Raw genomic sequence first — 24,104 nt, 5'->3', positions numbered from 1 at the left:
AACAATCAAAAACGAGCAGAGAGGAGGAGGAGAGATGTTAGCGGAACAGCGATTTGAAGTGATTCTGCGGGAGCTCAATGCCAACCGGGCGGCCAGCGTGCCTCACCTTTGCAACCTGACCGGCGCCTCAGAGGCCACCATCCGGCGGGACCTGAATACGCTGGCCAGACAGGGGAGGCTGAACAAGGTCCACGGCGGCGCGGTGCTGACCGGCAGCGAGTTTCAGGGAGAAGAGCCGGATGTGGGCACCAAGAGCCTGCTCCACCAGCCGGAGAAGGAGCGGATCGCCCGCTATGCGGCCAGCCTGATTGATGATGACGACGTAGTTTATATTGACGCCGGCACCACTACCGTCCGCATGATGGAATACCTGAAGGACTGCAAGGCCCTGTTTGTGACCAACGGCGTGGCCTGTGCCCAACGGCTGCTGGAGCTGGGGCTGCGAGGCCATGTGCTGGGCGGCTGGCTGAAGCCGGGCACGGGGGCGGTGGTTGGCGCGGATGCCCTGGCCGGGCTGGAGCGCTACAACTTTACCAAGGCGTTTCTGGGCATCAACGGCATTACCGTGCGGCAGGGGTACACCACCCCGGACCCGGAGGAGGCTGCGGTAAAGCGGAAGGCATCCGAACGGGCGTATCTGACTTACATTCTGGCAGACAACAGCAAGTTTGAGAAGGTGACGGCGGCCACCGTCCTGCCTTTGGAGAAGGCCAGCGTCATTACCGATCAGCTTTCTGATAAAAGCTATCTGGAACACACCATTATCAAGGAGGTCTGAGACATGATTTATACGGTTACATTCAATCCGGCTCTGGATTATGTGGTCCGTATGGACGCATTCCGGGCCGGGGAGGTCAACCGTACCGCCGAGGAAGAGCTTCAGCTGGGCGGGAAGGGAATCAACGTCTCCACCGTCCTGCGGAACCTGGGAGTGGAAAATGTGGCTCTGGGTTTCCTGGCTGGCTTTACCGGCCGGGCACTGGAAGAGGGGTTGCAGAAAAACGGTATCCGCACGGACTTTATCTGGCTGAAGGACGGCTTGACCCGCATCAATGTAAAAATCAAAGCGGGGACCGAGACCGAAATCAACGGGCGGGGGCCGGATATCAGCGAAGAAGCTCTGGAGGAGATGTTCCGGAAGCTGGACCAGCTGAAGGAAGGGGATATCCTGGTGGTGTCCGGCTCCATTCCGGCCACCCTGCCCAGCGATATCTATGAGCGGATTCTGGCCCGGCTGGAGGGCCGGGGAATCCTTACGGTAGTGGACGCCACCCGGGACCTGCTGTGCAAGGTGCTGCCCTACCGGCCCTTCCTTATCAAGCCCAATAATCTGGAGCTGGGCGAGATCTTTGACCGAGAGCTGAAGAGCGACCAGGAGATTCTGGACTGCGCCGCCCAGCTTCAGGAGCGGGGAGCCCGCAACGTGTTGGTTTCCATGGCGGGGGATGGCTCTCTGTTGTTGGACGAGACGGGGACCAGCCACCGGCTGGGTGTTCCCAAAGGCGAGGTCCGCAATTCGGTGGGAGCGGGCGACTCCATGGTGGCCGGCTTCCTGGCAGGCTGGCTGGAGAAAGGCGACTATGCCTACGCCCACCGGCTGGGCGCCGCCGCCGGCTCCGCCACCGCGTTTTCCATTGGTCTGGCCACGGGTGAGGAAGTCCGGGCCTTGATGCATACCTTTTAATCCTTAATCCGAAGAGGAAGGAGTTTGGTTCAAATGCGTATCGTTGATTTGCTGAGCCCGGACAAAATTGCGCTTGGGGCCACCGCAGCAGACAAAGGGGCCGCGATCGACCTTCTGGTGGGCCTGCAGGCTAAGAGCGGCTGCCTCACCGACAAGGAGGGCTACAAACAGGCCATTCTGGCCCGTGAGGCCCAGAGCAGTACGGCCATTGAGGCCGGCATTGCCGTTCCCCACGCCAAAAGCGACTGCGTGACCGCCCCCAGTCTGGCGGCCTGCATCCTGAAGGAGGGCGTGGACTACAATGCCATGGACGGCATGCCCTCCGACCTGTTCTTTATGATTGCCGCCCCCATGGACGGCGACCTGCACCTGGAGATTCTCTCTCACCTGATGGTGCTGCTGATGGACCCTGAGTTTGTCAGCGCCCTCCGCTCCGCCCCTGATGCCAAGACCTTTATGGAGGCCATTGACCGGTTTGAAGCCGCCAAGTTCCCCGAGGAGGTTCCCGCCCAGGCACCCGCCCAGGAGGAAGCCCCTGCTCAGACCGGTCCCCGGATTCTGGCGGTTACCGCCTGTCCCACCGGCATCGCCCACACCTATATGGCGGCCGAGGCCCTGGAGAAGAAGGGCAAGGAGCTGGGCATTCCGGTGAAGGCCGAGACTCAGGGCTCCGGCGGTGCCAAGAACATTCTGACCCAGGCGGAGATTGAAGCCTGCGACGGCATCATCATTGCCGCCGACAAGGACGTGGACCTGGCCCGGTTTGACGGCAAGCATGTGCTGCGGGTGCCGGTGTCCGACGGCATTCATAAGCCGGAGGAGCTGATTCGTCAGGCTCCCAACGCCCCCATTTACCACCACACCGGCGAGACGATCCGTGAGGTCTCCAATGAGAGCATCGGCCGCAAGCTGTATAAGCAGCTGATGAACGGCGTATCCCATATGCTGCCTTTCGTCATCGGCGGCGGCATCCTGATCGCTCTGGCCTTCCTGCTGGACGATGCTTCCATCGACTATGCCAACTTCGGCACCAATACCCCCATTGCCGCCTGGTTCAAGAACATCGGCAACGTGGCCTTCAACTTCATGCTGCCCATCCTGGCCGGCTTCATCGCCATGTCTATCGCCGACCGGCCGGGCCTGATGGTAGGCTTTGTGGGCGGCGCGCTGGCAGTCTCCGGCGCCACCTTTACCAGCCCCGCAGGCGGCGCAGTGTCCGCCGGCTTCCTGGGCGCTCTGATTGCCGGTTTTGCTGCCGGCTACCTGATGCTGGCCATGCGTAAGGTGTGCGACAAGCTGCCTCACGCCTTGGAGGGCCTGAAACCGATTTTGATCTACCCGGTGGTGGGCCTGCTGATTATCGGCCTGTTTATGTGCCTGATCAACCCCATCGTAGGAGCCATCAACAACGCTCTCTACTCCGGCCTGGAGGCCATGGGTGAGGGCAGCAAGATTGTGCTGGGTATCGTGCTGGCCGGTATGATGGCCGTGGATATGGGCGGACCCTTCAATAAGGCCGCCTACGTGTTCGGTACCTCCACCCTGGCCACCATGGCCGCCGGACAGGGTTCCGACATCATGGCCGCCGTTATGGTGGGCGGCATGGTGCCCCCCATTGCCATCGCCCTGGCTACCACCTTCTTTAAGAACCGCTTTACCGCGGACGAGCGCAAGTCCGGCGTGGTCAACTATATCATGGGCCTGTGCTTCATCACCGAAGGCGCCATTCCCTTTGCCGCCAGTGATCCTCTCCATGTGCTCCCCGCCTGCATTGTGGGCTCCGGTGTGGCCGGCGCTCTGTCCATGGCCTTCGGCTGTGCCCTCCCCGCGCCCCACGGCGGCATCTTCGTATTCCCTGTGATGACCAACGTGCTGGGTTATGTCATTGCCCTGGCCGTGGGCTCCCTGGTGGGTATGCTCCTGCTGGGTATCCTGAAGAAGAAAAAAGTATAAGTGTAACTGAGAAAGGAAGTATTGTTATGGTATCCGCTCATACTAAAGTCGTAAATCCCCAGGGCATGCACATGCGTCCCGCCCAGCTCTTTGTGAACACCATGGCCAAGTACAAGAGCGACGTCACTATCATTTTCGGTGACAAGACCATCAACGCCAAAAGCATCATGCACCTGATGGCCGCCTGCATCAAGCAGGGCAGCGAGATTGAAATCCAGTGCTCCGGCGAGCAGGAAGCCGAGGCCCTGAAGGCCGCGGTGGAGCTGGTCGAGTCCGGACTGGGGGAGTGAGCGGTTCAGCCGCCCGCGAAAGGTTACAGGAAGGAGAACCGCTATGATTTTGCACGGCATCGGCGCTTCCGAGGGAATTGGCATCGGAAAGGCAGTCTGCGTACGGGAGCGTAATCTGGACTATTCCTCCGTCCCCTACGGAGGGAAAGAGGTGGAGAAAGACCGCCTTCAAACCGCGATCCAGCAGTTCAATGAGCGCACCGCCGCCATGGCGGAGCATATCCGCGCCCAGGTAGGCCAGAAGGAGTCTGAAATTCTCACCGGGCAGATTGCCATGCTGAGTGACCCCTTCATGCAGAGCCAGATGACGGAGATCATCGAGGGCGGCCAGTGTGCCGAGGCGGCGGTGGACCAGGTGTGCACCATGTATGCCGAGATGTTCGCCGGTGTGGATGACGAGCTGATGCGTCAGCGGGCCACCGACGTGCGGGACATCCGCAGCCGGGTGCTGGCCATCCTGCTGGGAGCCGAGGGCGTGGATGTCAGCGAGCTGCCTGCCGGCAGCGTCCTGGTGGCCCACGACCTGACTCCTTCCATGACGGTGGGCCTGAAAAAGGAGAACGTGGCCGCCATCCTCACCGAGACCGGCGGGCGGACCAGCCACTCCGCCATTCTGGCCCGTGCTTTGGAGCTGCCTGCGGTCCTCAGTGTGCCCAAGGCTCTGGAGCTGGTGAAGGACGGGGACGGCGTCATTGTGGACGGCACAGAGGGCGTGGCCCTGCTCAATCCCGACCAGCTGACTCGGGGCGAGTACCTGAAAAAGCAGGAGGAGTTCCAAAAGAAGCGTGCCCTTCTGGCGGTCTACCGGGACCGTGAGACGGTGGATGCCGACGGCAAGCGCTACGGACTGTATGCCAACATCGGCTCTCCCGCCGAGGCGGAGGCAGCCGCGGCTGCCGGTGCCGAGGGAATCGGCCTGTTCCGTACGGAGTTCCTGTTCATGGACCGCACCAACGTTCCCTCCGAGACCGAGCAGATGGAGGCCTATCAGGCGGTCTCCCGCACGATGGCCGGGAAAGAGGTCATTATCCGCACTCTGGATGTGGGCGGCGACAAGGCCATCGACTACCTGGGCATGGAGAAGGAGGAAAACCCCTTCCTGGGCCACCGGGCCATCCGCTACTGCCTGGACCGGCCGGACCTGTACAAGGTCCAGCTCCGGGCCCTGCTGCGGGCCGGTGCGGAGCTGCGCAACATTAAGATCATGCTCCCTCTGGTGACCAGCCTGGAGGAGATCCGGGGCGCCCGGGCGCTGCTGGAGCAGTGCAAGAGCGAGCTGGAGGCTGAGGGCATGCCCTACGACAAGGATATCGCTCTGGGCATCATGGTGGAAACTCCCGCCGCGGCGCTGATTGCTGACCTGCTGGCCCAGGAGAGCGACTTCTTCTCCATCGGCACCAATGACCTGACCCAGTACGTGATGGCGGTGGACCGGGGCAACGCCAAGGTGGAGAAGCTGTATACCACCTTCCATCCCGCGGTGCTTCGTTCCATCCGAAGCGTGATCCAGGCTGCCAAGCAGGCCGGGATTCCCGTAGGTATGTGCGGAGAGGCGGCCGCCGATCCCTGTCTGATTCCGCTGCTGATGAGTTGGGGACTGGACGAGTTCTCGGTCAGTGCCTCCGCCGTGCTGGCCACCCGGGCCAGAATCCACCAGTGGCGGGGGGAGGAGGCTGGCCAGGTGGCTCAGGAGGCCATGAGCTTGTCCACCTCCGCTGGGGTGCAGGGCTACCTCAAAGCCACTGCCCGGGAGTAGGTTTTAGAAAAAACGAAAAAAATGAGAAAAAACTGTTGACAAACTGAGAACCAGTCGCTATAATATCCCTTGTTCACTGCTCCGGCAGATTGAATACGGGGGTATAGCTCAGCTGGGAGAGCGCTTGAATGGCATTCAAGAGGTCAGCGGTTCGATCCCGCTTATCTCCACCAAAAAAGACCTGAAATCGCAAGATTTCAGGTCTTTTTTTGCTTTTGGCCCATTGGCATAGGGATATCCCTCAGCAGCCCAATATTGTCGGTATGTTTTGGTACAATGCAAAGGTATCTGTACACGGGGGGCAGTGTCAGCTTCATCTTGTTGTTATCGATGGGAAAAACCATAAGCAAACAGTAGAGTTGAGATTTTCGTTCTGTAAGGTGTTGAAAGATAAAATACAAGACAAATAGCTTTGGAGAGCGAAGCCGTTTAAACGAACCACCTTTCTATGATGGACATAGAAAGGTGGTCTTTTTATATGCAAAAACATCCGATGGTTTGGAATCTTGGGCCTGATCGCGGTGCTTGCGTTCTGCTCCGACTGACGATGAAAGCGAGGAATGGGACCTGATCCTGGTCAATCCCTGAAATCCGGTCCCGGAGGGCCATGCCGTTTTGAGAAACGGCATGGCAGTGGATGAGCTGCATTACCCCGACTTGCAGACGATGATGGACGCCTGTCGGGCAGAGGGCTTGTCACCCTGATTTGATCCTCCTATCGCACCCGAGGAGATCAGGAGACTCTGTTCAGCGAGTACGTGGAGCAGCTGATGGAGCACTGCTGGGAGTACGGCTTTATCCTACGGTATCCTGTGGAGATCGCCCAGGCGGGGCTTTGCCTGGAGGAATTTTACAGAAGCGGGAATGAAACCTGTAAAGGCTTGTTTGTGATATTATGAGTGAAAACAGCTTTTGCAGGAGGTGAGGACCGCTTATGAGAGAGCCGGCCATATTGCAGCGGATAAAAGCCGGAGATCCCTCCGGACTGGAGGCGCTTATGGATATCTACATACCGTATGTATCTGTTGTCGTGTGGAATATTCTTCGGGGCGCCATGCCGCCGGAAGATGCGGAAGAAGTGGTTTCCGATGTTTTCCTGGCTGCATGGGCTCAGGCAGCCGACCTGGAGCCTGGCCATGTGAAGGGGTGGCTGGGGGCGGTGGCCAGAAACAAGGCGAGGAATAAGCTGCGGGAGATGGGCCGGACGCTGCCTCTGGAGGAGGAGGTTCTGGATATCCCGGACCCGGAGGATCCGGCCGAAAACGCGGCGCGTTTGGAGGAAAGGGAACTGGTCCGGCAGGCGATAGAGTCCCTGTCACCGCAGGATCGGGAGATCTTTTTGCGGCATTACTATTACGCCCAATCCATAAAGGAGATATCTGCCGGCATGGCGCTGAACGAGTCTACAATCAAAACTAAATTGCGGCGGGGCCGAATGAAGCTGAAAGAGTGGTTGGCGAAAGGAGGAATATGCGTATGAAGCGAGATGTTTTCGACTTATTGGGCTCCTACACGGAGGAAAGCGTGGAACTGACCGGCGACACTCCGCTCTCCGCATCGAGGATCAGGAAGCTGACCATGGCCGGAATCGGGCAGAACAGCAGGGGAGAGAGACCAGAACGGGGCGGACGGAACATCATTCGAAGCACCTTTTCCCGCAGTCTGCTGATTGCCGCTGTGGTAGCGTCGCTTTGCTGCTTGACGGCGTTTGCCATCGTATACTCCCTGCGGGATGCAGCCAGAGCGGATATGGGCGTTTCTACAGCGAAGCCGATCCCGGAGTGGACAGAATATGAAGACGGCGGCAGCGCGGACGGGGAAGCAGAAGGCACGCATGCATCCCTTCTGGCGACGATGTGTTCCGGCCAGCAGGTCTATGCATATTTTGAGGTGTCCCCCGTCCCGGAAGAGATCGCGGCGGCAATTCACTCTGGCAGTACCTCACCTCTGTACGAGTGGGATCTGAGCGGCATCAGCGCTTCGGGATGCGGATACTTTGTGGAGCAAACCGGCTATGATGCTGAAATGCAGACTGCACTGGTCAAAGTGAGCCTGCGCGGTGAAGAGCTGGCGACTGTGGGGCAGCTTGAACTGGAGCTCGTTCTGACTCAGAATCTGAAGGAAGTGCAGTCATATGGCACGGTGATGATCCCTGTTACCGAAAGTGAATCCGTCAGCTGTCCGGCAGATGAGGTGGTGGTCAATAGAAAGGCCCATTTTGAAATGGCGTGGAGGGCGGATTTCCCGCCGCTGGATATCCCGGACTACGCATCGGAGGGCCGAATCCGGCGGATCTCGGTCTTTGCCGGGTATATTGAGGTGGAGCTGGAGACGCCGGACATGTCCCAATGGTTCCGAGAGTCCAACGCCCAACAGGCAGGTCTGGAGGATGAGCGGAAGAAGGAAGTTTTGTTCTGCAACAATTGGATCATAAGCGTAAATGAAACGCTGAAAGATGCGGCGCTGAACTACACGGACGGCACACACGACCTGATTGCTGAACTGCCCCGGGATTATGCTGCGGCTTGGCAGCTGGATCATGACTATGTGGACACGGAGGGGAAAGAAATACAGGTCTATCGGTTTATACCAAAACAGGCTATCGACTTGAGCTTAGTCGAGTCCGTTACAGTCTGTGGAACAGAATATTCCTTCCAAGAGGTTGATGAGAACCTGTTTTGATTCCAGATAGCTTTAAGGCGGCACCTTTAACGGTGCCGCCTTTGTGTTTTCTTATAGAGGAATAAAAAATGCGGAGTGTCCTTTGTAGGATACTCAGATCCTATAAGGGCACTCCGCATGGTCCGAGTGGCGGGATTTGAACCCACGGCCTCTTGGACCCGAAGGGAGCTAAAACACTTTTTCTAGTGCTTTTTGCTTATTTTTGGCCGTTTCCGCTCCGATTCTCTTACTCTCCGGCCCTCTTTGAATGCGGGTTTTCCGTGTGCTCCGGGGCTGTATGTGGTGGGTTCTGTGGTCAAAAACGCTCTCCGTCCTTTGCCGGGATCCCGGCAGGGACGGGGAGCGTTTTGCCTATTTCGGATTGTCTGCATTGTACCTCTGAACGCAGATTGAAGCAAGAGGCTAAACAAAAAGAGGCCTTTTGCCGTCATAGGTTAAGAAAACTTAAGGGAATGTTCAGGCGCTTCTCCCGGTCCTCTGTGCTATAATGTCAGCACCGAGAGAGCAGAAAAGGAGAAACATAGCGATGAGCTCAGTTTTACATTTCAAAAACTCCAGCTATTTCGACGACGATACAGAACGGACCATTGCGGGGGCGCAGTTCCGCGCCCTGATGGAGCTGTGCTTTGCCCAGGCAGACACCTTTTCCCTCCTCCGGTGCGGATGGCCCGGCGCCCGGGACGGCACCCTGGAGCAGGAGCTTCGCCCCTGGCTGGTGGGGGAATATGCCTCCTACGGCATCCTGCACTGGTTTGACAGGCAGAGCCGGGAAACGTGTTATCTGTACCGGGCCAACCGGGAGACAAAAGAAATTCTGCTCCGGCATATCCACCACCTGTTTGAGGCGGAACAGAGCCTGGCCCCCGCCGGCCACCAGGCGTATCTGGAAGAAAAGTACGCCGTCTACGACCGGGCATCGGAGGAGGCATGGGATCGCTTCTCTGCCTACATGGAGGCTGATGGGCAGGGGCAGTCGGAAGAGCAGCAGAATGCGGTTTTGCTGGGGCTTTACAAGAAAGCCAGGGAGGGGTGCCCGGATATCTTCTCCGAGGGGGATCATTACAGCAACATGGAGGATCCCTGCTTTTTCCGGGGAAATGAGATGTTCTTTGAGACCATCACCCATGAGCAGGAGTGCTGGGCTCAGGTGCTTAATCCGGAGTTTGAAGCGGCCCTGCGGAAGCTGGGAGAGTGGTTGGACGTATCCGGGGATACTCCCCTGCCCCTGTTTTCCCTGGCCTCGGCTGAGGGGATGAAATGGTATAAGGGCGCGGATGCACGCTCCTTACCTACTACCTGCATTTTTTGAGCATTCTTGTGAGAAAGGACGGAAAAAAGTTGTGATGAAGCCGGACATAGAGAAAACAAGGGCCTATTACAGCAGCCTCGGCCCCGAAAACATCTGTAGCTGTGGTTATTGCCGGAACTACTGCGCCAGGGTCAAAGGGGCCTATCCGGAGGTGGCCCGCTATCTGGATTCCCTGGGGGTGGATATCGACAAGCCCTTTGAGACCTCTCCGTTGGAACCGGATGAGGACGGATACCTGGAATACTGCGTCTGCCAGTATGTCGTGTTCGGTACCTGTCCCCCGGACTACACCCACCAGATCGGGGATGTGAAGTTTGGAACATCCAACCGCCATCCAGACACAAAACTGGATGAGGAGCACTTTGTGCTGGATTTCTATCCCATCCGGCTGAAGTTCGAGCCGCCGGAACCCATATCGTAAAGCGCCGAAAGCTGTCCCTTTGACTCGCTGTCGAAGGGGCGCTCTTTTGTGGAAGTGATTAACGGCACTTTCGTGAAGCAGGTGTATCAATTTTTAACACGCTATATATGATATAGTATCAGTTGGTATCAGTATAACGAAAGATTCCCACTTTCGCAAGTGGTTATCCCTGTTTCTCGCCGAATGGACCGGATTATCCAGGAGTAAAAGGTTTCGATGATTCCCTAAATTTTTATAATAAATGATGCAAAGCGGGTTATTCTGCTCGTGGACTGCTCGAGGCGCAATGCTGGGACAAAGAAACAAGGAGGAAAACCGGTCGTCAGGCACGCTTTTTTGCCTTGGAAGAAGCAAGCTTTCCCACTGGGAAGTGCTTGAGTGTATTTTGCAATAAAAATAATCATAACCACCGGCCGTGCCGGTGGTTTGCACAGGCCCCCTTAGGGCCTTTTACCAGCAGAGCCTATAGGCTCACAACTGAATTTCTCTTGCATGGAGTGCCCTGCTGCTATTCAAATAGCGGTAGGGTTCTCCTATATTCCATTTCCAATATTTCTCTCCTTTCCTCTCCTTCGTTTTTTACTGTTTCCTCGCTTCGCTCGGATATTTTTTCTGGGCATAGCTAAAGCTTTTTGGAACCACCGGCATTGCCGGTGGTTTTCTTTTACAAAGAAAAACCACGTAAAATCAAATGATTTTGCGTGGTTTTGGTCCAAATAGGGAGATTTGAACTCCTGGCATCCTACTCCCAAACGGTTGAAGCAAATTTTGTGGTTATTCATGGCTATTTTCGTCTGTTTTTGCTATATTTTAATTACTTTTTGACGCTCTTAATCCCGCTGTTTCCGAGTGCTCCGGCGCTACCGGTGGTCAAACATGTGGTCAAAGAGCCCTTCTTGACCAGGCACGGCATAACTGCCGTGGCCTGTTCAGAAGGGCTCTTTTTCATGTTCGGGTTTGGGGTATTGTACCTCTGACACAGCTGAGATGTAAGTTGTTTTTTCGCTTCAGGCGTATCAATTTTTAGCATACCTATACAAAGAATACGCCCCGGTGAAAATACCTGGGTTACGCCTCGTCCGGCTCCAGTTCGATTTTGTCATGGGGGAAGGGATTGCAAGCCAGAAAATCCAACAGTTTCTGCCGCAGTTCTTTCTCCTCTAGTTGAGAGCAGGACAGGAGAATATCCTCCTGGGGACTGCCTACATAAGCGCTCTGAAAGAGCTGCCGGGCTAGACGGTCATCTGCCTTAAGGTGCTCCAGCAGTCTGGGGCGGATATATCCGGACAGGCAGAGATCATACAGTTCATTTCCCAGCAGAAAATATGCTGCCTCCGGATTCTGGAGGTGCATCTCCGCGGTGTCCAGCAGTAGTTTCATCATCTGAATCGCAGTCTCTGGATCGCGCTCGCCAGTTTCCACCATAAGATTCATGGCATCCATCTCGGAAAGCTCCTCTGCCGACCAGCGGCTAACAGTCTCTGGAAAGGCAGCAATGAGCAGATCCCGGCAGGCCCACTCATTTTCAGAAAAATCCCACCGGCGCACCATGTCCTCCAGCTCACTCCGGGAAAAGCTACTTGGAGTTTCCTCCTCGTCATCGGAGGTATCCGTCACTGTGATGGTGAACGAAATAGAGGGTGCAGCCACCTGCATCAGCTTGGCCTGTTCCGTGGGATGGAGAGACGAGACACCACCAAAATCACCGCACCAGCCGCACTCCCACCGGTTGCCTCGAACCATTACGGGACTGCCGCAGTGAGGACAACGAATTGTCACAGGTCACGCCTCCTTTCTGTTGTCATTGTACAGAAAAAGCAACTATTTGGCAAGAAAAGAGTCGGCTTCCTCTGCACGCTTGCGCAGCCAACGCTGAAATTCATCAGCTAAACTGATAATAGATTGCGTATCCAGACCTGGCTGGTCATTCTCCGTTTGGTGAGGAAGGTCGTCTTTTTCAATCCCACCCAGGGCCAGCGCCAAGGCCAGTTCGACCTGCATCATCAGATAGAAACAGTCCATCTTCCGATCCTTTGGGTGCTTTTGAATCGCCTCCAGAGCATCCGTCATACCCCCCAGAATACACCGCATCCGGTTCATGGCCACATTGGAGTCCCACGCTGTCCACCGGGAACGATCCTTTGGAAACACCGCCTCACGCAGGATGTCCAGCATCTCTTCCAGTTCCCGGCGGTCCAAAATCATCTGCTCATCCTGGGTGAAAGACTGGTCGGCTTTCCCGTTCAGTAGGCAGCCGAAAGGCTTCAGCGGATTTTCCCGGAACAGGAAGTAATCATGTCCATCGTCATCCCGGTACATGAAACAGGGACGATGGAGCAAAGCATCTTTTTGCTCCTGGTTAATCTCATCAAACAGCTCCGGCTCCAAACCGAAAAACCGGCTGAGTTGCTCCTTGCGGGCCTTCGGCAGCGGTTCCCGACGGTTTTCCCACAGGTTGATGGCCTGACGGGTGACGCCCAGTTTTTCAGCTAATTGTCCCTGGCTCAGATTACACCGCCGGCGAATAAATGATAGTCCGTTCATGTGATCTCCTCCTCACTTTGGCCCTATTGTACCGAAACTTGACAGGGGAGGACAAGATGAAAAGACCGCCGACGTGATCACCGGCGGCCAGGTGGCCCTGGGCGACCAGAAGAGCATGGTGTTTTCCGGCTCCCTGGTGACCTACGGCCGGGCCACCGTGCTGGTCACCGCCACCGGCATGAATACCGAGCTGGGCAAGATTGCCGCCCTCATGAACCAGACCCAGCAGCGCAAGACCCCCCTGCAGCAGTCCCTGGACAGCTTCTCCGCCAAGCTGGCCATCGTGATCATGGCCATCTGCGCGGTGGTGTTTGCCCTGTCGGTGTTCCGTACCGGCATGGGAGTGCTGGACTCCCTCATGTTCGCCGTGGCTCTGGCGGTGGCCGCTATTCCCGAGGCGCTCTCTTCCATTGTCACCATTGTGCTGGCCATGGGTACCCAGAAGATGGCCAGACAGAACGCCATTATGAAGGACCTGAAGGCGGTGGAGAGCCTGGGTTCCGTCTCCGTCATCTGCTCGGATAAGACGGGCACCCTGACCCAGAACAAGATGACCCCCCAGAAGGTGTACGCCGACGGCTCCCTGCTGGAGGGAGATGACCTGGAGCTGGTGAACGACGTGCAGCGGCTGCTGCTCAAGGCCGCCCTGCTGGCCAGCGACGCCACCAACAATGAGGAGACTGGCTCCTCTATCGGTGACCCCACCGAGGTGGCCCTGGTGATGCTGGGCGAGAAGTTCGGTGTGGACGAGGAGACCTATCGTGCCCAGCATCCCCGGCTGGGCGAGCTGGCCTTTGACTCCGACCGCAAGCTGATGAGCACCCTCCATGACATTGATGGGGTTCCCACGCTGTTCACCAAGGGCGCCATCGATGTACTGCTGGATCGGTCCAAGTGGCTGCTGACCCGGGAGGGGAAGGTGGAGCTCACTCCCGAGCGGAAAGAGGAGATCGCCCGGGTAAATATGGAGCTGTCCATGGAGGGCCTGCGAGTGTTGGCCTTTGCCTACAAGGAGATAGACAGCGTTCGGCCCCTGACCCTGGAGGATGAAAACGAGTTTACCTTCATCGGCCTTATCTCCATGATCGACCCGCCTCGGCCCGAGGCAGTACAGGCGGTGGCCGACGCCAAGCGGGGCGGCATCCGCACCATCATGATCACCGGCGACCACAAGGTCACTGCCTCCGCCATCGCCCGCCAGCTGGGGATTTTCCGGGACGGGGACGAGGCGGTGTCCGGCCTGGAGCTGGACCAGATGACCGACGCCGATCTGGACGGACGGCTGGAGAAGATCTCGGTGTACGCCCGGGTGTCCCCCGAGCACAAGATCCGCATCGTCAACGCCTGGCAGCGGAAGGGGAACATCGTGTCCATGACCGGCGACGGCGTCAACGACGCCCCCGCCCTGAAGAAGGCGGATATCGGCGTGGCCATGGGCATCACCGGCACCGAGGTATCCAAGGACGCCGCCTCCATGATCCTGGCCGACGACAACTTCGCCACCATCGTCAAGGCGGTGGTCAACGGCCGCAGTGTGTACGCTAACATCAAAAACGCCATCCAGTTCCTGCTCAGCGGCAACACCGCCGGCATCTTCTGTGTGCTCTACGCCTCTCTGCTGGCCCTGCCGGTGCCCTTCCAGCCGGTCCACCTGCTGTTTATCAACCTGCTCACCGACTCCCTGCCCGCCATCGCCATAGGCATGGAGCCTGCACGCCGGGGCCTGCTGGACCAGAAGCCCCGGGACCCCAAGGAGCCCATCCTCAGCCGGGACCTGCTGACCCGCATCGGCGGCCAGGGCCTGCTCATCGCCATCGTCACCATGATTGCCTTCTACCTGGGCTATCAGGGGGGCGACGCCGTCCTGGCCTCCACCATGGCCTTCGCCACCCTCACCCTGGCCCGTCTGTTCCACGGCTTCAACTGCCGGGGCGACGCGTCCATCTTCCGCCTGAAGTTCTCCACCAACAAGTACTCCGTCATGGCCTTCTTTGCCGGCGTGGTGCTGCTGCTGGCGGTGCTCTTTATCCCCGGCCTCAAGGGCCTGTTTATGGTGGCTCCCGCTTTCGGAGTCGCCAACCTGGGAGAGATCGTTCTGCTGGCCTTCCTGCCCACTCTGGTCATCCAGATCATCAAGGTGATCGGGGATGTGCGCCGGGGCAAGGAGAACTGAAACTGAAAAATCCCTGTCCGCCGATGCGGACAGGGATTTTTTCATGCAAGGGGCAGCAGAGCGCTGGCGATGTTGAAGTAGACCACCAGGGAGATGGCGTCCACAATGGTGGTGATGAGGGGGGCGGCCATAATGGCCGGGTCGGCCTTGAAGAACTTGGCCGCCATGGGGAGCGCGCCCCCCACCGTCTTGGCCAGCAGCACCGTGACAAACAGGGCGGCGGCCACCGTCAGGGCGGTGGCGGTCTGGCCCGGGTAGGTGAGGATGAGCCGGACATAGTTTACCGTGCTGAGGGCGGCCCCCACCAGCATGCTCACCCGCAGCTCCTTCCAAAAAACCCTGGCAAAGTCCCGCAGGCGGATCTCGCCCACCGCCATGCCACGGATCACCAGAGTGCTGGACTGGCTGCCGGCGTTGCCGCCGGTGTCGGTGAGCATGGGAATGAAGGTGACCAGCAAGGGCATGGCGGAGAAGGCCGCCTCATACCGGCCCAGGATGCCGCCGGTGATCATGCCGGAGATCATCAGCACCAGCAGCCACACAATGCGGTGCCGGGCCAGGGTGAACACCCCGGTTTTCAGATAGGGCCTTTCCGAGGGGGCCATGGCCGCCATCTTCTCAAAGTCCTCGGTGGCCTCCTCCTCCAGCACGTCCATGCCGTCGTCCACCGTGACGATGCCCACCAGCCGGCCCTCCCTGTCCACCACCGGCAGGGAGAGGAAATCGTACTTCATCAGCCGGGCCACCGCCTCCTCCCGGTCCTCGCCGGTCCCGGCGGTGATCACGTCCCGCTCCATCAGGTCGGCCACCAGGGCCTGGTCCCCGGTCAGCAGCAGCTCCCGGATGGTGACCACGCCCTCCAGACGCCGGGCGGCGTCGGTGACGTAGCAGGTATAGATGCTCTCCGAGTCCGCCCCCGTCCTGCGGATATGGGCGATGGCCTGGGCAACCGTCATGTCCCGCTTCAGGTCGGTAAATTCGGCGGTCATGATGCTGCCCACCGAGTTCTCCGGGTAGTGGAGGAACTGGTTGATGAGCTGCCGGGTGTCCGGCCGGGCGGCCTGGAGCACCCGCTTCACCACGCCGGCGGGCAACTCCTCCAGCAGGTCCACTGCGTCGTCCACCCACAGCTCCTCCACAATGGCGGACAGCTCCTGGTCGGTGGCCGCCTGGATCAGGGCCTGCTGGTCCTCCGGCGGCAGGTCGGAAAACACCTCCGCCGCCAGCTCCTTGGGCAGGGCCCGGAAGACCGCCAGCATCTCCGGCCGGTCCAGCTCATCCAGCAGCTCCGCCAGGTCGGCGGGGTGGGTCTGGGTCAGTGCGTCCCGCAGGGCGCACATATCCCGGCGCTCCAGCAGCTGCCGCAGCGCCTCCAGGGTCAGATTCTGTTTCATGGGTCTCTCCTCCTGTCGTTAAAATACAGCGAGGAAGTGACCAAAACAGGCGCGCCGCGGCAATGCGGCGGGTTTTCAACCCCTGACCCTCCCCGCGGCGGAACCTTCCGTATTTGGGAACAGACAGCCGGGCCCCGCCCGGCCTGCCCTGCTTACAGGGAAAACCAGGCGGCGCCAGCCCTGTCCCCTGAGGGAAGCTCACAGCCCGCGTTGGTACTTCGTCCGCATAGGTCCACCTGATTTTCCTCCTTTTTCCTATTATTTTGCTAGCCTTTGGCTGCCGTTCGAGGATATCACACTTTCCCCCAAAAGGCAACCCCAAAAAACAGAAGGGCCCGCCCCCCAAGGGGACGAGACCCTTCTGGATCTGCCTTTAGAAAGGTTACTCCGCCTTGCGCTGACGGATCTCCTCGATCATCAGGGGGAGGACCTTGGCCACGTCCCCCACGATGCCCACGTCGGCCACGTCGAAGATGGGGGCGTCCTCATCCTTGTTGATGGCCACCACATAGCCCGAGCCGCTCATGCCGGACACGTGCTGGGTGGCGCCCGACACGCCGCAGGCGATGTACAGGGCGGGGGCCACGATCTTGCCCGACTGGCCCACCTGATGGGCCCGGGAGACCCAGCCGTCCTCGATGGCGGGACGGGTGGCGCCCACCACGCCGCCCAGCAGGGCGGCCAACTCCTCCACCAGGGCAAACTGCTCCTTGGAGCCCATGCCCCGGCCGCCGGTGACGATGACCTTGGCCTCCTCCAGGTTGACCGCCTCGGAGAGCTCCTTCACCGCCTGGGCCACCTTGACCTTCACCGCGTCGGCGGGCACCTGGAGCTCCACCGGGGTAACGGGGCCGGCCTGGCCGGCCTCCGGCTTGGCAAAGGCGCCGGAGCGGGTGGTGGCTACCACCGGCAGGGTGTCCACCACCACGTCGTTGAGCACGGTGCCGCCGTACAGGGGCACGGTCCACACCGGGGTGTCCCCGTCCCAGGTCAGGGCGGTGGCGTCCTGGACGCTGCCCAGCCCCAGCCGGGCGCACAGCCGGGCGGTCATCTCCCGGCCCAGGGGGGTGTTGCCCGCCAGCACCGCCGCGGGCTCATACTGGGCGGCCAGCTGCTCCAGCGCCCAGGTGAAGGCGTCCGCCGCCCCGTCGGAATAGTCCCCGCCGGTGACGGCCAGCACGCCGTCAGCCAGAGGGGCAACCTTCTCCGCCGCCCCGGCGTTGTCCGTGCCCATCAGCACGGCCAGAACCTGCCCGCCGGTGTGCTGGGCCAGAGCCCGGGCGGGGGTGAGGCACTCCAGCGCCCCGTTCAGGGCCTTTCCGTCCTTTTGTTCCAGAAAGACCAGAATATCCTTGCGATTTCCCCAATCCATACCGCTCTCTCCTTTACAGCACCTTGGCGTCCGCCATCATGGCGATGGCCTTGGCCACGGTCTCCTCGCAGGTCTCCTCTTTGAGCTTCACGCCCGCCTGCCGCTTGGCCGGCTCGTACACCTTCACCACATGGCTGCCGGCGGCGCCGGGGGCCACGCCGCCCAGCGCGGCGGCGTCCAGGGTGGGAATGGGCATCTTGCGGGCGGCCAGCTTGCTCTTGATGGTGGGATAGCGGGGATCATAGGGGGGCTTGTTTACGGTGACCACGCAGGGCAGGGGGGCGTCCACCAGGCGGTAGCCCTCCTCGGTCTCCTGCTTGGCCTGCACGCCGGCGTCGGTCTGCTGGATGTCCACCAGGTCGGTGACCACCCCCACGCCCAGGGCCTCGGCCAGCTGGGGGCCCACCTGGCCGGAGGCCTTGTCGGTGGCCTCCCGGCCGCAGAAGATCAGGTCGAAGGGCTTGCCGGCGTCGGCCTCCAGCTTGCGGATGGCGGCGGCCAGGATCTTACTCTTGCCCAGGGTGTCCGCCCCCTCGAAGGAGGGGCCGGTGATGAGGCAGCCCTGATTGGCCCCCACCGCCAGGCAGGTCTTGACCGCGTCCTTGGCCCCCTCGGGGCCGATGGTGATGGCGGTGATGCTGCCGCCCACCGCCTCCTTCAGGCGGGTGGCCATCTCCAGAGCGTAGGTGTCAAAGGCGTTGACCACGGGGGTGACCCCCTCCAGGTTCACCTCCTGGGTGCCGGGCTTCAGGTGGAGCTCCACCGAGTCGTCGGGCACCTGCTTGAGACATACCAGAATTTCCATGTCGTTACGCTCCCCGCCTTAGAATTTGCCGATGGTGTTGTTGGCCACCACGATGCGCTGCACCTCGTTGGTGCCCTCAAAGATCTGGAAGATCTTGGCGTCCCGCAGCAGCTTCTCCACCGGGTACTCCCGGCTGTAGCCGTAGCCGCCGAACATCTGGATGGCCTCGGAGGCCACCTCCATGGCGATGTCGGAGGCGTAGCACTTGGCGATGGCGGACTCCTTGGAGTAGGGCAGGCCCTGATCCATCAGGGTCAGGGAGTGGGCCACCATCTGGCGGGCGGTCTCGATCTTGATGGCCATGTCGGCCACCTTGAACTGGAGGGCCTGGTTCTTCAGCACGGGCTTGCCGAACTGGATGCGCTCCTTGCCGTAGGCGATGGCCTCCTCCATGGCCCGCTGGGCGATGCCGGTGGCCACGCAGCCCATCCAGGTCCGGGCCTGGTCCAGGGTCTTCATGGCGATGGAGAAGCCCTTGCCCTCCGCGCCGATCAGGTTGGAGGCGGGGATGCGGCAGTCCTCAAACACCACGTCGCAGGTGTTGGAGGTGCGGATGCCCATTTTGTCCTCCTCGTGGCCGGTGGACAGGCCGGGGGTGCCGGCCTCCACAAAGAACATAGACATGCCCTTCACGCCGGCGGACTTGTCGGTCATGGCGGTGACGCAGTAGAAGGAGGCGATGCCGCCGTTGGTGATGAAGCACTTGCGGCCGTTGAGGATGTAGCTGTCGCCGTCCTTCACGGCGGTGGTCTTGCCGGCGCTGGCGTCGGAGCCGGCGCCCGGCTCGGTGAGGCAGAAGGCGCCGAAGCCACCGTCCACGATCAGCTGGCAGGCCCGCTTCTTCAGCTCCTCGCTGCCGGCGATCAGCACCGGCTTGGTGCCCAGGCCGCTGGCGGAGATGGTGGTGGCAAAGCCGGCGTCGGCCTTGGCCATCTCCTCAAACAGGGCGGCCACGTCCACCCGGCTCAGGCCCATGCCGCCGTACTCCTCGGGCACCTCCAGCATGTGCAGCTGCATCTCGATGGCCTTGTCGTAAATCTCCTTGGGCCACTCGCCGGAGCGGTCGTACTCCTTGCACTGCTCCTTGACTTCCTTCTCACAGAACTCCTTGACAGCGCCCAGCAGCTCCTGAGCCTCTTCCGAAATCAGATATGCCATAACGGGTTCCTCCTTCTATGTAAGTCGTCTTTCTATTACAGCTTGTAGCAGACCTTGCCGGGATTGAGCACCAGATTGGGGTCAAAGACCTCCTTGATGCCGCGCATCAGACGCATGTTGACCGGGCCCACCATCTGAGCCAGGTAGTCCAGCTTGCCGTGGCCGATGCCATGCTCGCCGGAGATCAGGCCGCCCAGCTCGGTGGCCTTGGCGTAGGCCTTCTCCATAAAGTCGGCCACCTGCTGTTCAAACGCGGCCAGCTCCATGTCGTTGGAGCAGGTGTAGATGTGCAGGTTGCCATCGCCGGCGTGGCCGAAGCTCTTGACCTCAAAGTCGTAGCCTTCGGAGATCTCCTTGATGTAGGTGACATAGTGGGCGATCTGGTTCACCGGCACCACCACGTCGCACTCGTCCAGCAGCTTGGTGTTGGCCTCAATGGCCTCCAGGAAGGTGGACCGGGCGGCCCAGGCGTCCTTCTTCAGCTGGGGAGTGTCGGCCACCAGCACGTCCAGGGCGCCCGCCTCCAGCACCACCTCGGAGGCCTGCTCGATAATTTCGGTGAGCTGATCCTCGTTCTCGCCGTCAAAGGTGACCAGCAGGTAGGCGTTGACGTCGGTGCCCTCAAAGGTCTGAGGGAAGGTGCTCTTGCCCAGGTAGCTCTCGGACAGGCGGACGATCTCCCGCTCCATGAACTCCAGGGCCTGGGGGTGGAGGTTGGCCATCATCAGCTTGGGCACGGTGGAGATGCAGTCCTCCAGGTTCTCGTAGAGCACCACCAGGCTGATGACCTCCTTGGGGGCGGGGATGAGCTTGAGAGTGAGCTCGGTGATGATGCCCAGGGTGCCCTCGGAGCCGATCATCAGGTTGAGCAGGGAGTAGCCTGAGCTGGTCTTGGACACGCTGGCCCCCAGATGGACGATCTCGCCGGTGGGCAGCACCACCGTCATGGCCCGCACATAGTCCCGGGTGGCGCCGTACTTCACCGCCCGCATGCCGCCGGCGTTGGTGGCCACGTTGCCCCCCAGGGTGGCGAACTTCTCGCCGGGATCGGGGGGATAGAGGAAACCCTGCTTGGCGGCGTCCTCCGCCAGGTCGTTGAGCAGCACGCCCGCCTGGACCCGGACCACCATGTTCTCGGTGTCGTAGGAGAGGATCTTGTTCATCTTGGTGGTGGACAGAACCACGCCGCCGTGGATGGCCACCGCGCCGCCAGTGAGGCCGGTGCCGGCGCCCCGGGGGGTGACGGGCACCCGGTTCTCGTTGCACAGTTTCATGACGGCGGCCACCTCCTCGGTGGTCAGGCACTCCGCCACCACCTCGGGCATGGCCTTGCCGTAGATGGGCATTTCGTCGTGGGAAAAGTCCTCGTTGATGTCCCCGTTCACGCTGATCCGGCCGGGCACGGCGGCCTTCAGGGCCTCAATCAGCTCGGGGGTGACCTTGTTGTACTGGCTCATAAAAACGCTCCCCTTTATTTGATAACATCACATCGGATTTGCCTTTACTTGCGTACGATGACCGAAACCCCGTCGGGAATGACGGTGATGGGGCTGTCTGCCTTACCCAGCAGCCGGTCGGCCAGGGCAATGGCGGCGGGCAGGTCGGCCGCCCAGTGGAGGTGCATGGCCTCCACCATCTCCCGGGGGGCCTGAGTCACCAGGATGACGGGGTGCTGCAGGAGCACCCGGCACAGGATCTGGGCCTCCCACTGGTCGGGGATGGTGCGGTCGCTGGGGGTGGCCAGGAACCGGTCCATGATCTTCCGGTTGTCCGGCTCATGGGCGAAGGTGTCGTAGAAGGACTGGCCGCCGTGGCCGTCGCTGCAGGCGGAGACCATGATGATCACCCCGCCGGGGGCGCAGGTGGCCTCCGCCGCCGTCATGCCCTTCACCGACTGGTACAGGTTCTGGTCCAGGGGGTAGCCCCCGTTGGTGGTGATGACGATGGGAGCGGGAACCGCATCCACGCCGGAGAGCTGGTCTACAAAGGCGCACCCTGCCCGGTGGGCCTGGTCGAAGTGTCCGGCGAAGGCGGCGATCACCCGCTTGTCAGCGTCGATGACCACGTTGCAGATAAAAGCCAGCTTGGCCTGCTGGGCGGCATACAGCATATCCCGGTGAATGGGGTTGCCGTCCAGGATGCCGGTGCGGGCATTGGGACTGTCAATAAAGGCGGAGCAGTGGTTGGCCAGCACGGTCTCCCGGCTGGACACCCCCGGCAGCACGCTCTTGCGGCCGCCGGAGAACCCGGCGAAGAAGTGGGGCTCGATGAAGCCCTCTCCCACCAGCAGGTCGGCCTCCGCCGCCAGCTTGTTGATAAGCAGTTCCCCGCCGGAGGGCAGGGTGCCCAGGTGGACCATGTCCTCTTTTTTACCGCTCTCATGGATGACGAAGCGCAGCCCGGAGTGGCGGTAAAGCGTCTCGCCGTATTTGTCCAGCAGCTCGGCCTCGGTGGTGGGCCGGTGGAAGCCGGTGGCCACCAGTACGGTGATCTCCGCGTCGGGATTTCCCGCCCGGAGTTCCTCCACCAGCTGGGGCAGGATCACCTTGCTGGGTACCGGGCGGGTGTGGTCGCTGCTGAGGATGACCACTTTGTTCTTGCCCGCCGCCAGCTCCCGCAGGCGGGGGGAGCCGATGGGGTTTTCCAGGGCCTGACGCACCAGCTCCGGCTGGTCCGCCTTGGCCTGATAGCTGTGGGCCCTGGACTGGAGCACCCCGGCCAGGCGGCCGTCGGGGATGTCCGCCGTGATGTGCCCCCGGCCAAAGGGCAGTTTGAGTTGCGCCATATGCCGTTCCTCCTTCCGGTGTGCCGGTCACAGAACCAGGGCCGCCAGCGGGTGGGCCAGCAGCGCGATGAGACCGAACACCACTACAAACAGGATATAATATCCGATGGATTTCCGCAAGATGGTACTCTCCTGCCCCACCGTATCGGTGGCGGCGGAGGCGATGGAGATGCTCTGGGGGGAGATGATCTTGCCCGCCGTGGCGCCGATGGTGTTGGCGGCCACCAGCCAGACGGCGTCCATCCCCAGGGCGGAGGCGGTCTCCGCCTGCAGGCCGCTGAATAGCACCGAGGCGGAGGTGGCGCTGCCGGTGACGAAGGTGCCGATGGAGCCGATGAGGGGGGCCACAATGGGGTAGGCCGACCCGGTGACCGCCACCAGGAAGGCGGCGATGTCACTGGTCATGCCGCAGTAGCCCATGATCTTGGCCGCCGCCAGGATGGACACCAGGGTGATGATGGTCTTGGACATCTGCTTCAGGGTGGCCCACAGCACCTGGCCCATCACCTTCAGGCTGGCCTTCTGCAGGGCGCCGCCCACAAAGGCGGCGATAAAGATCAGTACGCCGGGGGTATTGACCCAGGAGAAGGTATAGGGGCTGGCCCCCTGGCCGGAGTAGATCACCACGTCGCTTTTGACGGCCGCCAGCAGGTTATGGATGGGGGGTACCAGGCTGGAGGTGGCCAGCAGCAGCACGAAGATCAGGATGAAGGGGGACCAGGCCAGCGCCCCGTCCCTGACGGTGAGGCCGGTCTGCTCCTGGGTCCTGGGCAGGGCGTATTGGGCGGGGGGTTCCCCCTTGAGCAGCTTGGAGAGAAGAATGGTTACCACCATGCACACTACCGAGCCGGTGACCGCCGGCAGCTCCGCCCCCACATACTTGGCGGTGAGAAACTCGGGGATCACGAAGGCCACTCCGGAGCCCAGGGCCACCGGCCAGACCCTCTTCAGGGCCCGGACCCCGCCGCCGGTCATCATCACCATCAGCAGGGGGGTGAGCACCACCATCAGGGCCAGCTGGAGCACCACCACCACCGCGGTGGGGCCGGCCTCCAGTCCCGCCACCGAGGCGGCGGTGATGGTGGGGATGCCGATGGAGCCGAAGGCGGTGGGGGTGGCGTTGGCCACCAGACATACCAGAGCGGAGAAGATGGGGTCGAAGCCCAGGCCGCACAGGATGCCTGCCGGAATGGCCACCGCGGTGCCGAAGCCCGCCATGCCCTCCATAAAGCCCCCAAAGCCCCAGGCGATCAGGAGCACCAGCACCCGTTTGTCCCGGGTCACCGCGGTGAGCATCCCCTTGATGCGCTCCATGGCCCCGGTGCGCACCGTCAGATTATAGGTGAACACCGCTGCCACGATCACCAGCGAGATGGGCCACAGGGCCATGACGGCTCCCTCCAGGCCGCCGGTCAAAACCTCCGTCCCCGGACTCTTCCAGTAGAACAGGGCCAGCAGCACGGTAAGCGCCAGCGCCAGGGGGCAGACCTGATAGGCGGGGCGTTTCCAGACGCTGAGGGCCACAGCCAGCCAGAGGATGGGAAGCAGAGCAAGCACAAACCGCACAAACACAGCCAGACACTCCCTTACACCGTCATTCTTATGGTAGAACCAAAAGAAAATCTATACGCACCCGTTTGCTTTTTTCAAAAGCAATATTAGGCGCATGACGGCAAAATGTCAAGGGAATATCCGGCTTTAATTGGCATTTAAGCTAAATTTGTATGGGTGCATAAGTTTCCTAGTGTCATTTTTGTGCAATTTTGGACCTACCAATT

The 24,104-nt window shown here is 60.6% G+C and carries 19 protein-coding genes and 1 tRNA gene; 11 read left to right on the top strand and 9 right to left on the bottom strand.

Annotation, left to right across the window (positions count from 1 at the left end; all coding sequences use genetic code 11):
- The first annotated feature begins 34 nt into the window (after positions 1 to 34).
- The 10 genes from ACTNB1_RS09055 (at position 35) to ACTNB1_RS09010 (ending at position 10,095) form a co-directional block, all read left to right on the top strand.
- On the top strand, positions 35 to 778 hold the full coding sequence (locus tag ACTNB1_RS09055) for a DeoR/GlpR family DNA-binding transcription regulator (RefSeq protein ID WP_441168967.1): 744 nt from the start codon (positions 35 to 37) through the stop codon (positions 776 to 778).
- A gap of 3 nt (positions 779 to 781) precedes the next feature.
- On the top strand, positions 782 to 1,684 hold the full coding sequence (pfkB, locus tag ACTNB1_RS09050) for a 1-phosphofructokinase (protein ID WP_441168965.1): 903 nt from the start codon (positions 782 to 784) through the stop codon (positions 1,682 to 1,684).
- A 33-nt stretch (positions 1,685 to 1,717) separates the two neighbouring features.
- The gene (locus tag ACTNB1_RS09045; RefSeq protein WP_441168964.1) at positions 1,718 to 3,637 is read left to right on the top strand and encodes a PTS fructose transporter subunit IIABC; all 1,920 of its coding nucleotides are present in this window, start codon (positions 1,718 to 1,720) and stop codon (positions 3,635 to 3,637) included.
- A 26-nt stretch (positions 3,638 to 3,663) separates the two neighbouring features.
- The gene (locus tag ACTNB1_RS09040; RefSeq protein WP_441168963.1) at positions 3,664 to 3,927 is read left to right on the top strand and encodes an HPr family phosphocarrier protein; all 264 of its coding nucleotides are present in this window, start codon (positions 3,664 to 3,666) and stop codon (positions 3,925 to 3,927) included.
- Between the two features lie 43 nt (positions 3,928 to 3,970).
- Positions 3,971 to 5,683 (top strand): phosphoenolpyruvate--protein phosphotransferase, encoded by a 1,713-nt coding sequence (ptsP, locus tag ACTNB1_RS09035; protein WP_441168961.1) that lies wholly within the window; start codon positions 3,971 to 3,973, stop codon positions 5,681 to 5,683.
- Between the two features lie 97 nt (positions 5,684 to 5,780).
- A tRNA-Ala gene (locus ACTNB1_RS09030) sits at positions 5,781 to 5,856 on the top strand.
- A gap of 824 nt (positions 5,857 to 6,680) precedes the next feature.
- Entirely contained in the window at positions 6,681 to 7,163 is a 483-nt protein-coding gene (locus ACTNB1_RS09025; RefSeq protein WP_441168959.1) for an RNA polymerase sigma factor, read from the top strand.
- The gene (locus ACTNB1_RS09020) at positions 7,160 to 8,365 is read left to right on the top strand and encodes a hypothetical protein (protein ID WP_441168957.1); all 1,206 of its coding nucleotides are present in this window, start codon (positions 7,160 to 7,162) and stop codon (positions 8,363 to 8,365) included. The genes ACTNB1_RS09025 and ACTNB1_RS09020 overlap by 4 nt, the downstream gene beginning before the upstream one ends.
- 526 nt (positions 8,366 to 8,891) lie before the next feature.
- Positions 8,892 to 9,674: a hypothetical protein gene (locus ACTNB1_RS09015; protein ID WP_441168956.1), complete on the top strand. Its 783-nt coding sequence runs from the start codon at positions 8,892 to 8,894 to the stop codon at positions 9,672 to 9,674.
- Between the two features lie 34 nt (positions 9,675 to 9,708).
- On the top strand, positions 9,709 to 10,095 hold the full coding sequence (locus ACTNB1_RS09010) for a hypothetical protein (RefSeq protein WP_441169028.1): 387 nt from the start codon (positions 9,709 to 9,711) through the stop codon (positions 10,093 to 10,095).
- A gap of 1,068 nt (positions 10,096 to 11,163) precedes the next feature.
- On the opposite strand, the gene ACTNB1_RS09005 is transcribed toward ACTNB1_RS09010, so the two are convergent.
- Positions 11,164 to 11,874, bottom strand: a complete 711-nt coding sequence (locus ACTNB1_RS09005) for a hypothetical protein (protein WP_441168954.1) — start codon at positions 11,872 to 11,874, stop codon at positions 11,164 to 11,166.
- A gap of 42 nt (positions 11,875 to 11,916) precedes the next feature.
- Positions 11,917 to 12,639 carry a helix-turn-helix transcriptional regulator gene (locus ACTNB1_RS09000; protein WP_441168953.1) on the bottom strand — a complete coding sequence of 241 codons (723 nt, stop codon included), beginning with the start codon at positions 12,637 to 12,639 and terminating at the stop codon, positions 11,917 to 11,919.
- A 73-nt stretch (positions 12,640 to 12,712) separates the two neighbouring features.
- Between ACTNB1_RS09000 and ACTNB1_RS08995 the strand changes: the two genes are divergently transcribed.
- Positions 12,713 to 14,812: a cation-translocating P-type ATPase gene (locus tag ACTNB1_RS08995; RefSeq protein WP_441168951.1), complete on the top strand. Its 2,100-nt coding sequence runs from the start codon at positions 12,713 to 12,715 to the stop codon at positions 14,810 to 14,812.
- 41 nt (positions 14,813 to 14,853) lie between these two features.
- Here ACTNB1_RS08995 and mgtE read toward each other — a convergent pair whose 3' ends face one another.
- The 7 genes from mgtE to ACTNB1_RS08960 all read right to left on the bottom strand — a co-directional run bounded on the left by mgtE (position 14,854) and on the right by ACTNB1_RS08960 (position 23,898).
- Positions 14,854 to 16,206, bottom strand: a complete 1,353-nt coding sequence (gene mgtE / locus ACTNB1_RS08990; protein ID WP_441168949.1) for a magnesium transporter — start codon at positions 16,204 to 16,206, stop codon at positions 14,854 to 14,856.
- 382 nt (positions 16,207 to 16,588) lie between these two features.
- Positions 16,589 to 17,578 (bottom strand): electron transfer flavoprotein subunit alpha/FixB family protein, encoded by a 990-nt coding sequence (locus tag ACTNB1_RS08985; protein WP_087240457.1) that lies wholly within the window; start codon positions 17,576 to 17,578, stop codon positions 16,589 to 16,591.
- Between the two features lie 13 nt (positions 17,579 to 17,591).
- Entirely contained in the window at positions 17,592 to 18,383 is a 792-nt protein-coding gene (locus tag ACTNB1_RS08980) for an electron transfer flavoprotein subunit beta/FixA family protein (RefSeq protein ID WP_441168948.1), read from the bottom strand.
- Between the two features lie 18 nt (positions 18,384 to 18,401).
- The gene (locus ACTNB1_RS08975) at positions 18,402 to 19,541 is read right to left on the bottom strand and encodes an acyl-CoA dehydrogenase family protein (RefSeq protein ID WP_087240453.1); all 1,140 of its coding nucleotides are present in this window, start codon (positions 19,539 to 19,541) and stop codon (positions 18,402 to 18,404) included.
- Positions 19,542 to 19,576: 35 nt separating this feature from the next.
- Positions 19,577 to 20,998 (bottom strand): FAD-binding oxidoreductase, encoded by a 1,422-nt coding sequence (locus tag ACTNB1_RS08970; protein ID WP_087240451.1) that lies wholly within the window; start codon positions 20,996 to 20,998, stop codon positions 19,577 to 19,579.
- 44 nt (positions 20,999 to 21,042) lie between these two features.
- Entirely contained in the window at positions 21,043 to 22,326 is a 1,284-nt protein-coding gene (gene larA / locus ACTNB1_RS08965; RefSeq protein ID WP_191380099.1) for a nickel-dependent lactate racemase, read from the bottom strand.
- A 27-nt stretch (positions 22,327 to 22,353) separates the two neighbouring features.
- Positions 22,354 to 23,898 carry an L-lactate permease gene (locus ACTNB1_RS08960; RefSeq protein WP_441168945.1) on the bottom strand — a complete coding sequence of 515 codons (1,545 nt, stop codon included), beginning with the start codon at positions 23,896 to 23,898 and terminating at the stop codon, positions 22,354 to 22,356.
- Positions 23,899 to 24,104: the final 206 nt, after the last annotated feature.

Source organism: Flavonifractor sp. HCP28S3_F3 (genome assembly GCF_052065355.1).
In the GTDB taxonomy this organism is placed as follows: Bacteria; Bacillota; Clostridia; order Oscillospirales; family Oscillospiraceae; genus Flavonifractor.
The sequence above is the reverse complement of the archived record's forward strand: the minus strand, read 5'-3'. Positions and strand labels throughout refer to the sequence as shown.

What these genes read in the sequence shown, in the direction of transcription:
- ACTNB1_RS08985 (WP_087240457.1), bottom strand. Translation starts at nt 17,578, where the DNA reads ATGGATTGGGGAAATCGCAAGGATATTCTGGTCTTTCTGGAACAAAAG.
- ACTNB1_RS08980 (WP_441168948.1), bottom strand. Translation starts at nt 18,383, where the DNA reads ATGGAAATTCTGGTATGTCTCAAGCAGGTGCCCGACGACTCGGTGGAG.
- mgtE (WP_441168949.1), bottom strand. Translation starts at nt 16,206, where the DNA reads ATGAAACAGAATCTGACCCTGGAGGCGCTGCGGCAGCTGCTGGAGCGC.
- ACTNB1_RS09040 (WP_441168963.1), top strand. Translation starts at nt 3,664, where the DNA reads ATGGTATCCGCTCATACTAAAGTCGTAAATCCCCAGGGCATGCACATG.
- ACTNB1_RS08970 (WP_087240451.1), bottom strand. Translation starts at nt 20,998, where the DNA reads ATGAGCCAGTACAACAAGGTCACCCCCGAGCTGATTGAGGCCCTGAAG.
- ACTNB1_RS09020 (WP_441168957.1), top strand. Translation starts at nt 7,160, where the DNA reads ATGAAGCGAGATGTTTTCGACTTATTGGGCTCCTACACGGAGGAAAGC.
- ptsP (WP_441168961.1), top strand. Translation starts at nt 3,971, where the DNA reads ATGATTTTGCACGGCATCGGCGCTTCCGAGGGAATTGGCATCGGAAAG.
- ACTNB1_RS09045 (WP_441168964.1), top strand. Translation starts at nt 1,718, where the DNA reads ATGCGTATCGTTGATTTGCTGAGCCCGGACAAAATTGCGCTTGGGGCC.
- ACTNB1_RS09055 (WP_441168967.1), top strand. Translation starts at nt 35, where the DNA reads ATGTTAGCGGAACAGCGATTTGAAGTGATTCTGCGGGAGCTCAATGCC.
- larA (WP_191380099.1), bottom strand. Translation starts at nt 22,326, where the DNA reads ATGGCGCAACTCAAACTGCCCTTTGGCCGGGGGCACATCACGGCGGAC.
- ACTNB1_RS09000 (WP_441168953.1), bottom strand. Translation starts at nt 12,639, where the DNA reads ATGAACGGACTATCATTTATTCGCCGGCGGTGTAATCTGAGCCAGGGA.
- ACTNB1_RS09025 (WP_441168959.1), top strand. Translation starts at nt 6,681, where the DNA reads ATGGATATCTACATACCGTATGTATCTGTTGTCGTGTGGAATATTCTT.
- pfkB (WP_441168965.1), top strand. Translation starts at nt 782, where the DNA reads ATGATTTATACGGTTACATTCAATCCGGCTCTGGATTATGTGGTCCGT.
- ACTNB1_RS08975 (WP_087240453.1), bottom strand. Translation starts at nt 19,541, where the DNA reads ATGGCATATCTGATTTCGGAAGAGGCTCAGGAGCTGCTGGGCGCTGTC.
- ACTNB1_RS09015 (WP_441168956.1), top strand. Translation starts at nt 8,892, where the DNA reads ATGAGCTCAGTTTTACATTTCAAAAACTCCAGCTATTTCGACGACGAT.
- ACTNB1_RS09010 (WP_441169028.1), top strand. Translation starts at nt 9,709, where the DNA reads ATGAAGCCGGACATAGAGAAAACAAGGGCCTATTACAGCAGCCTCGGC.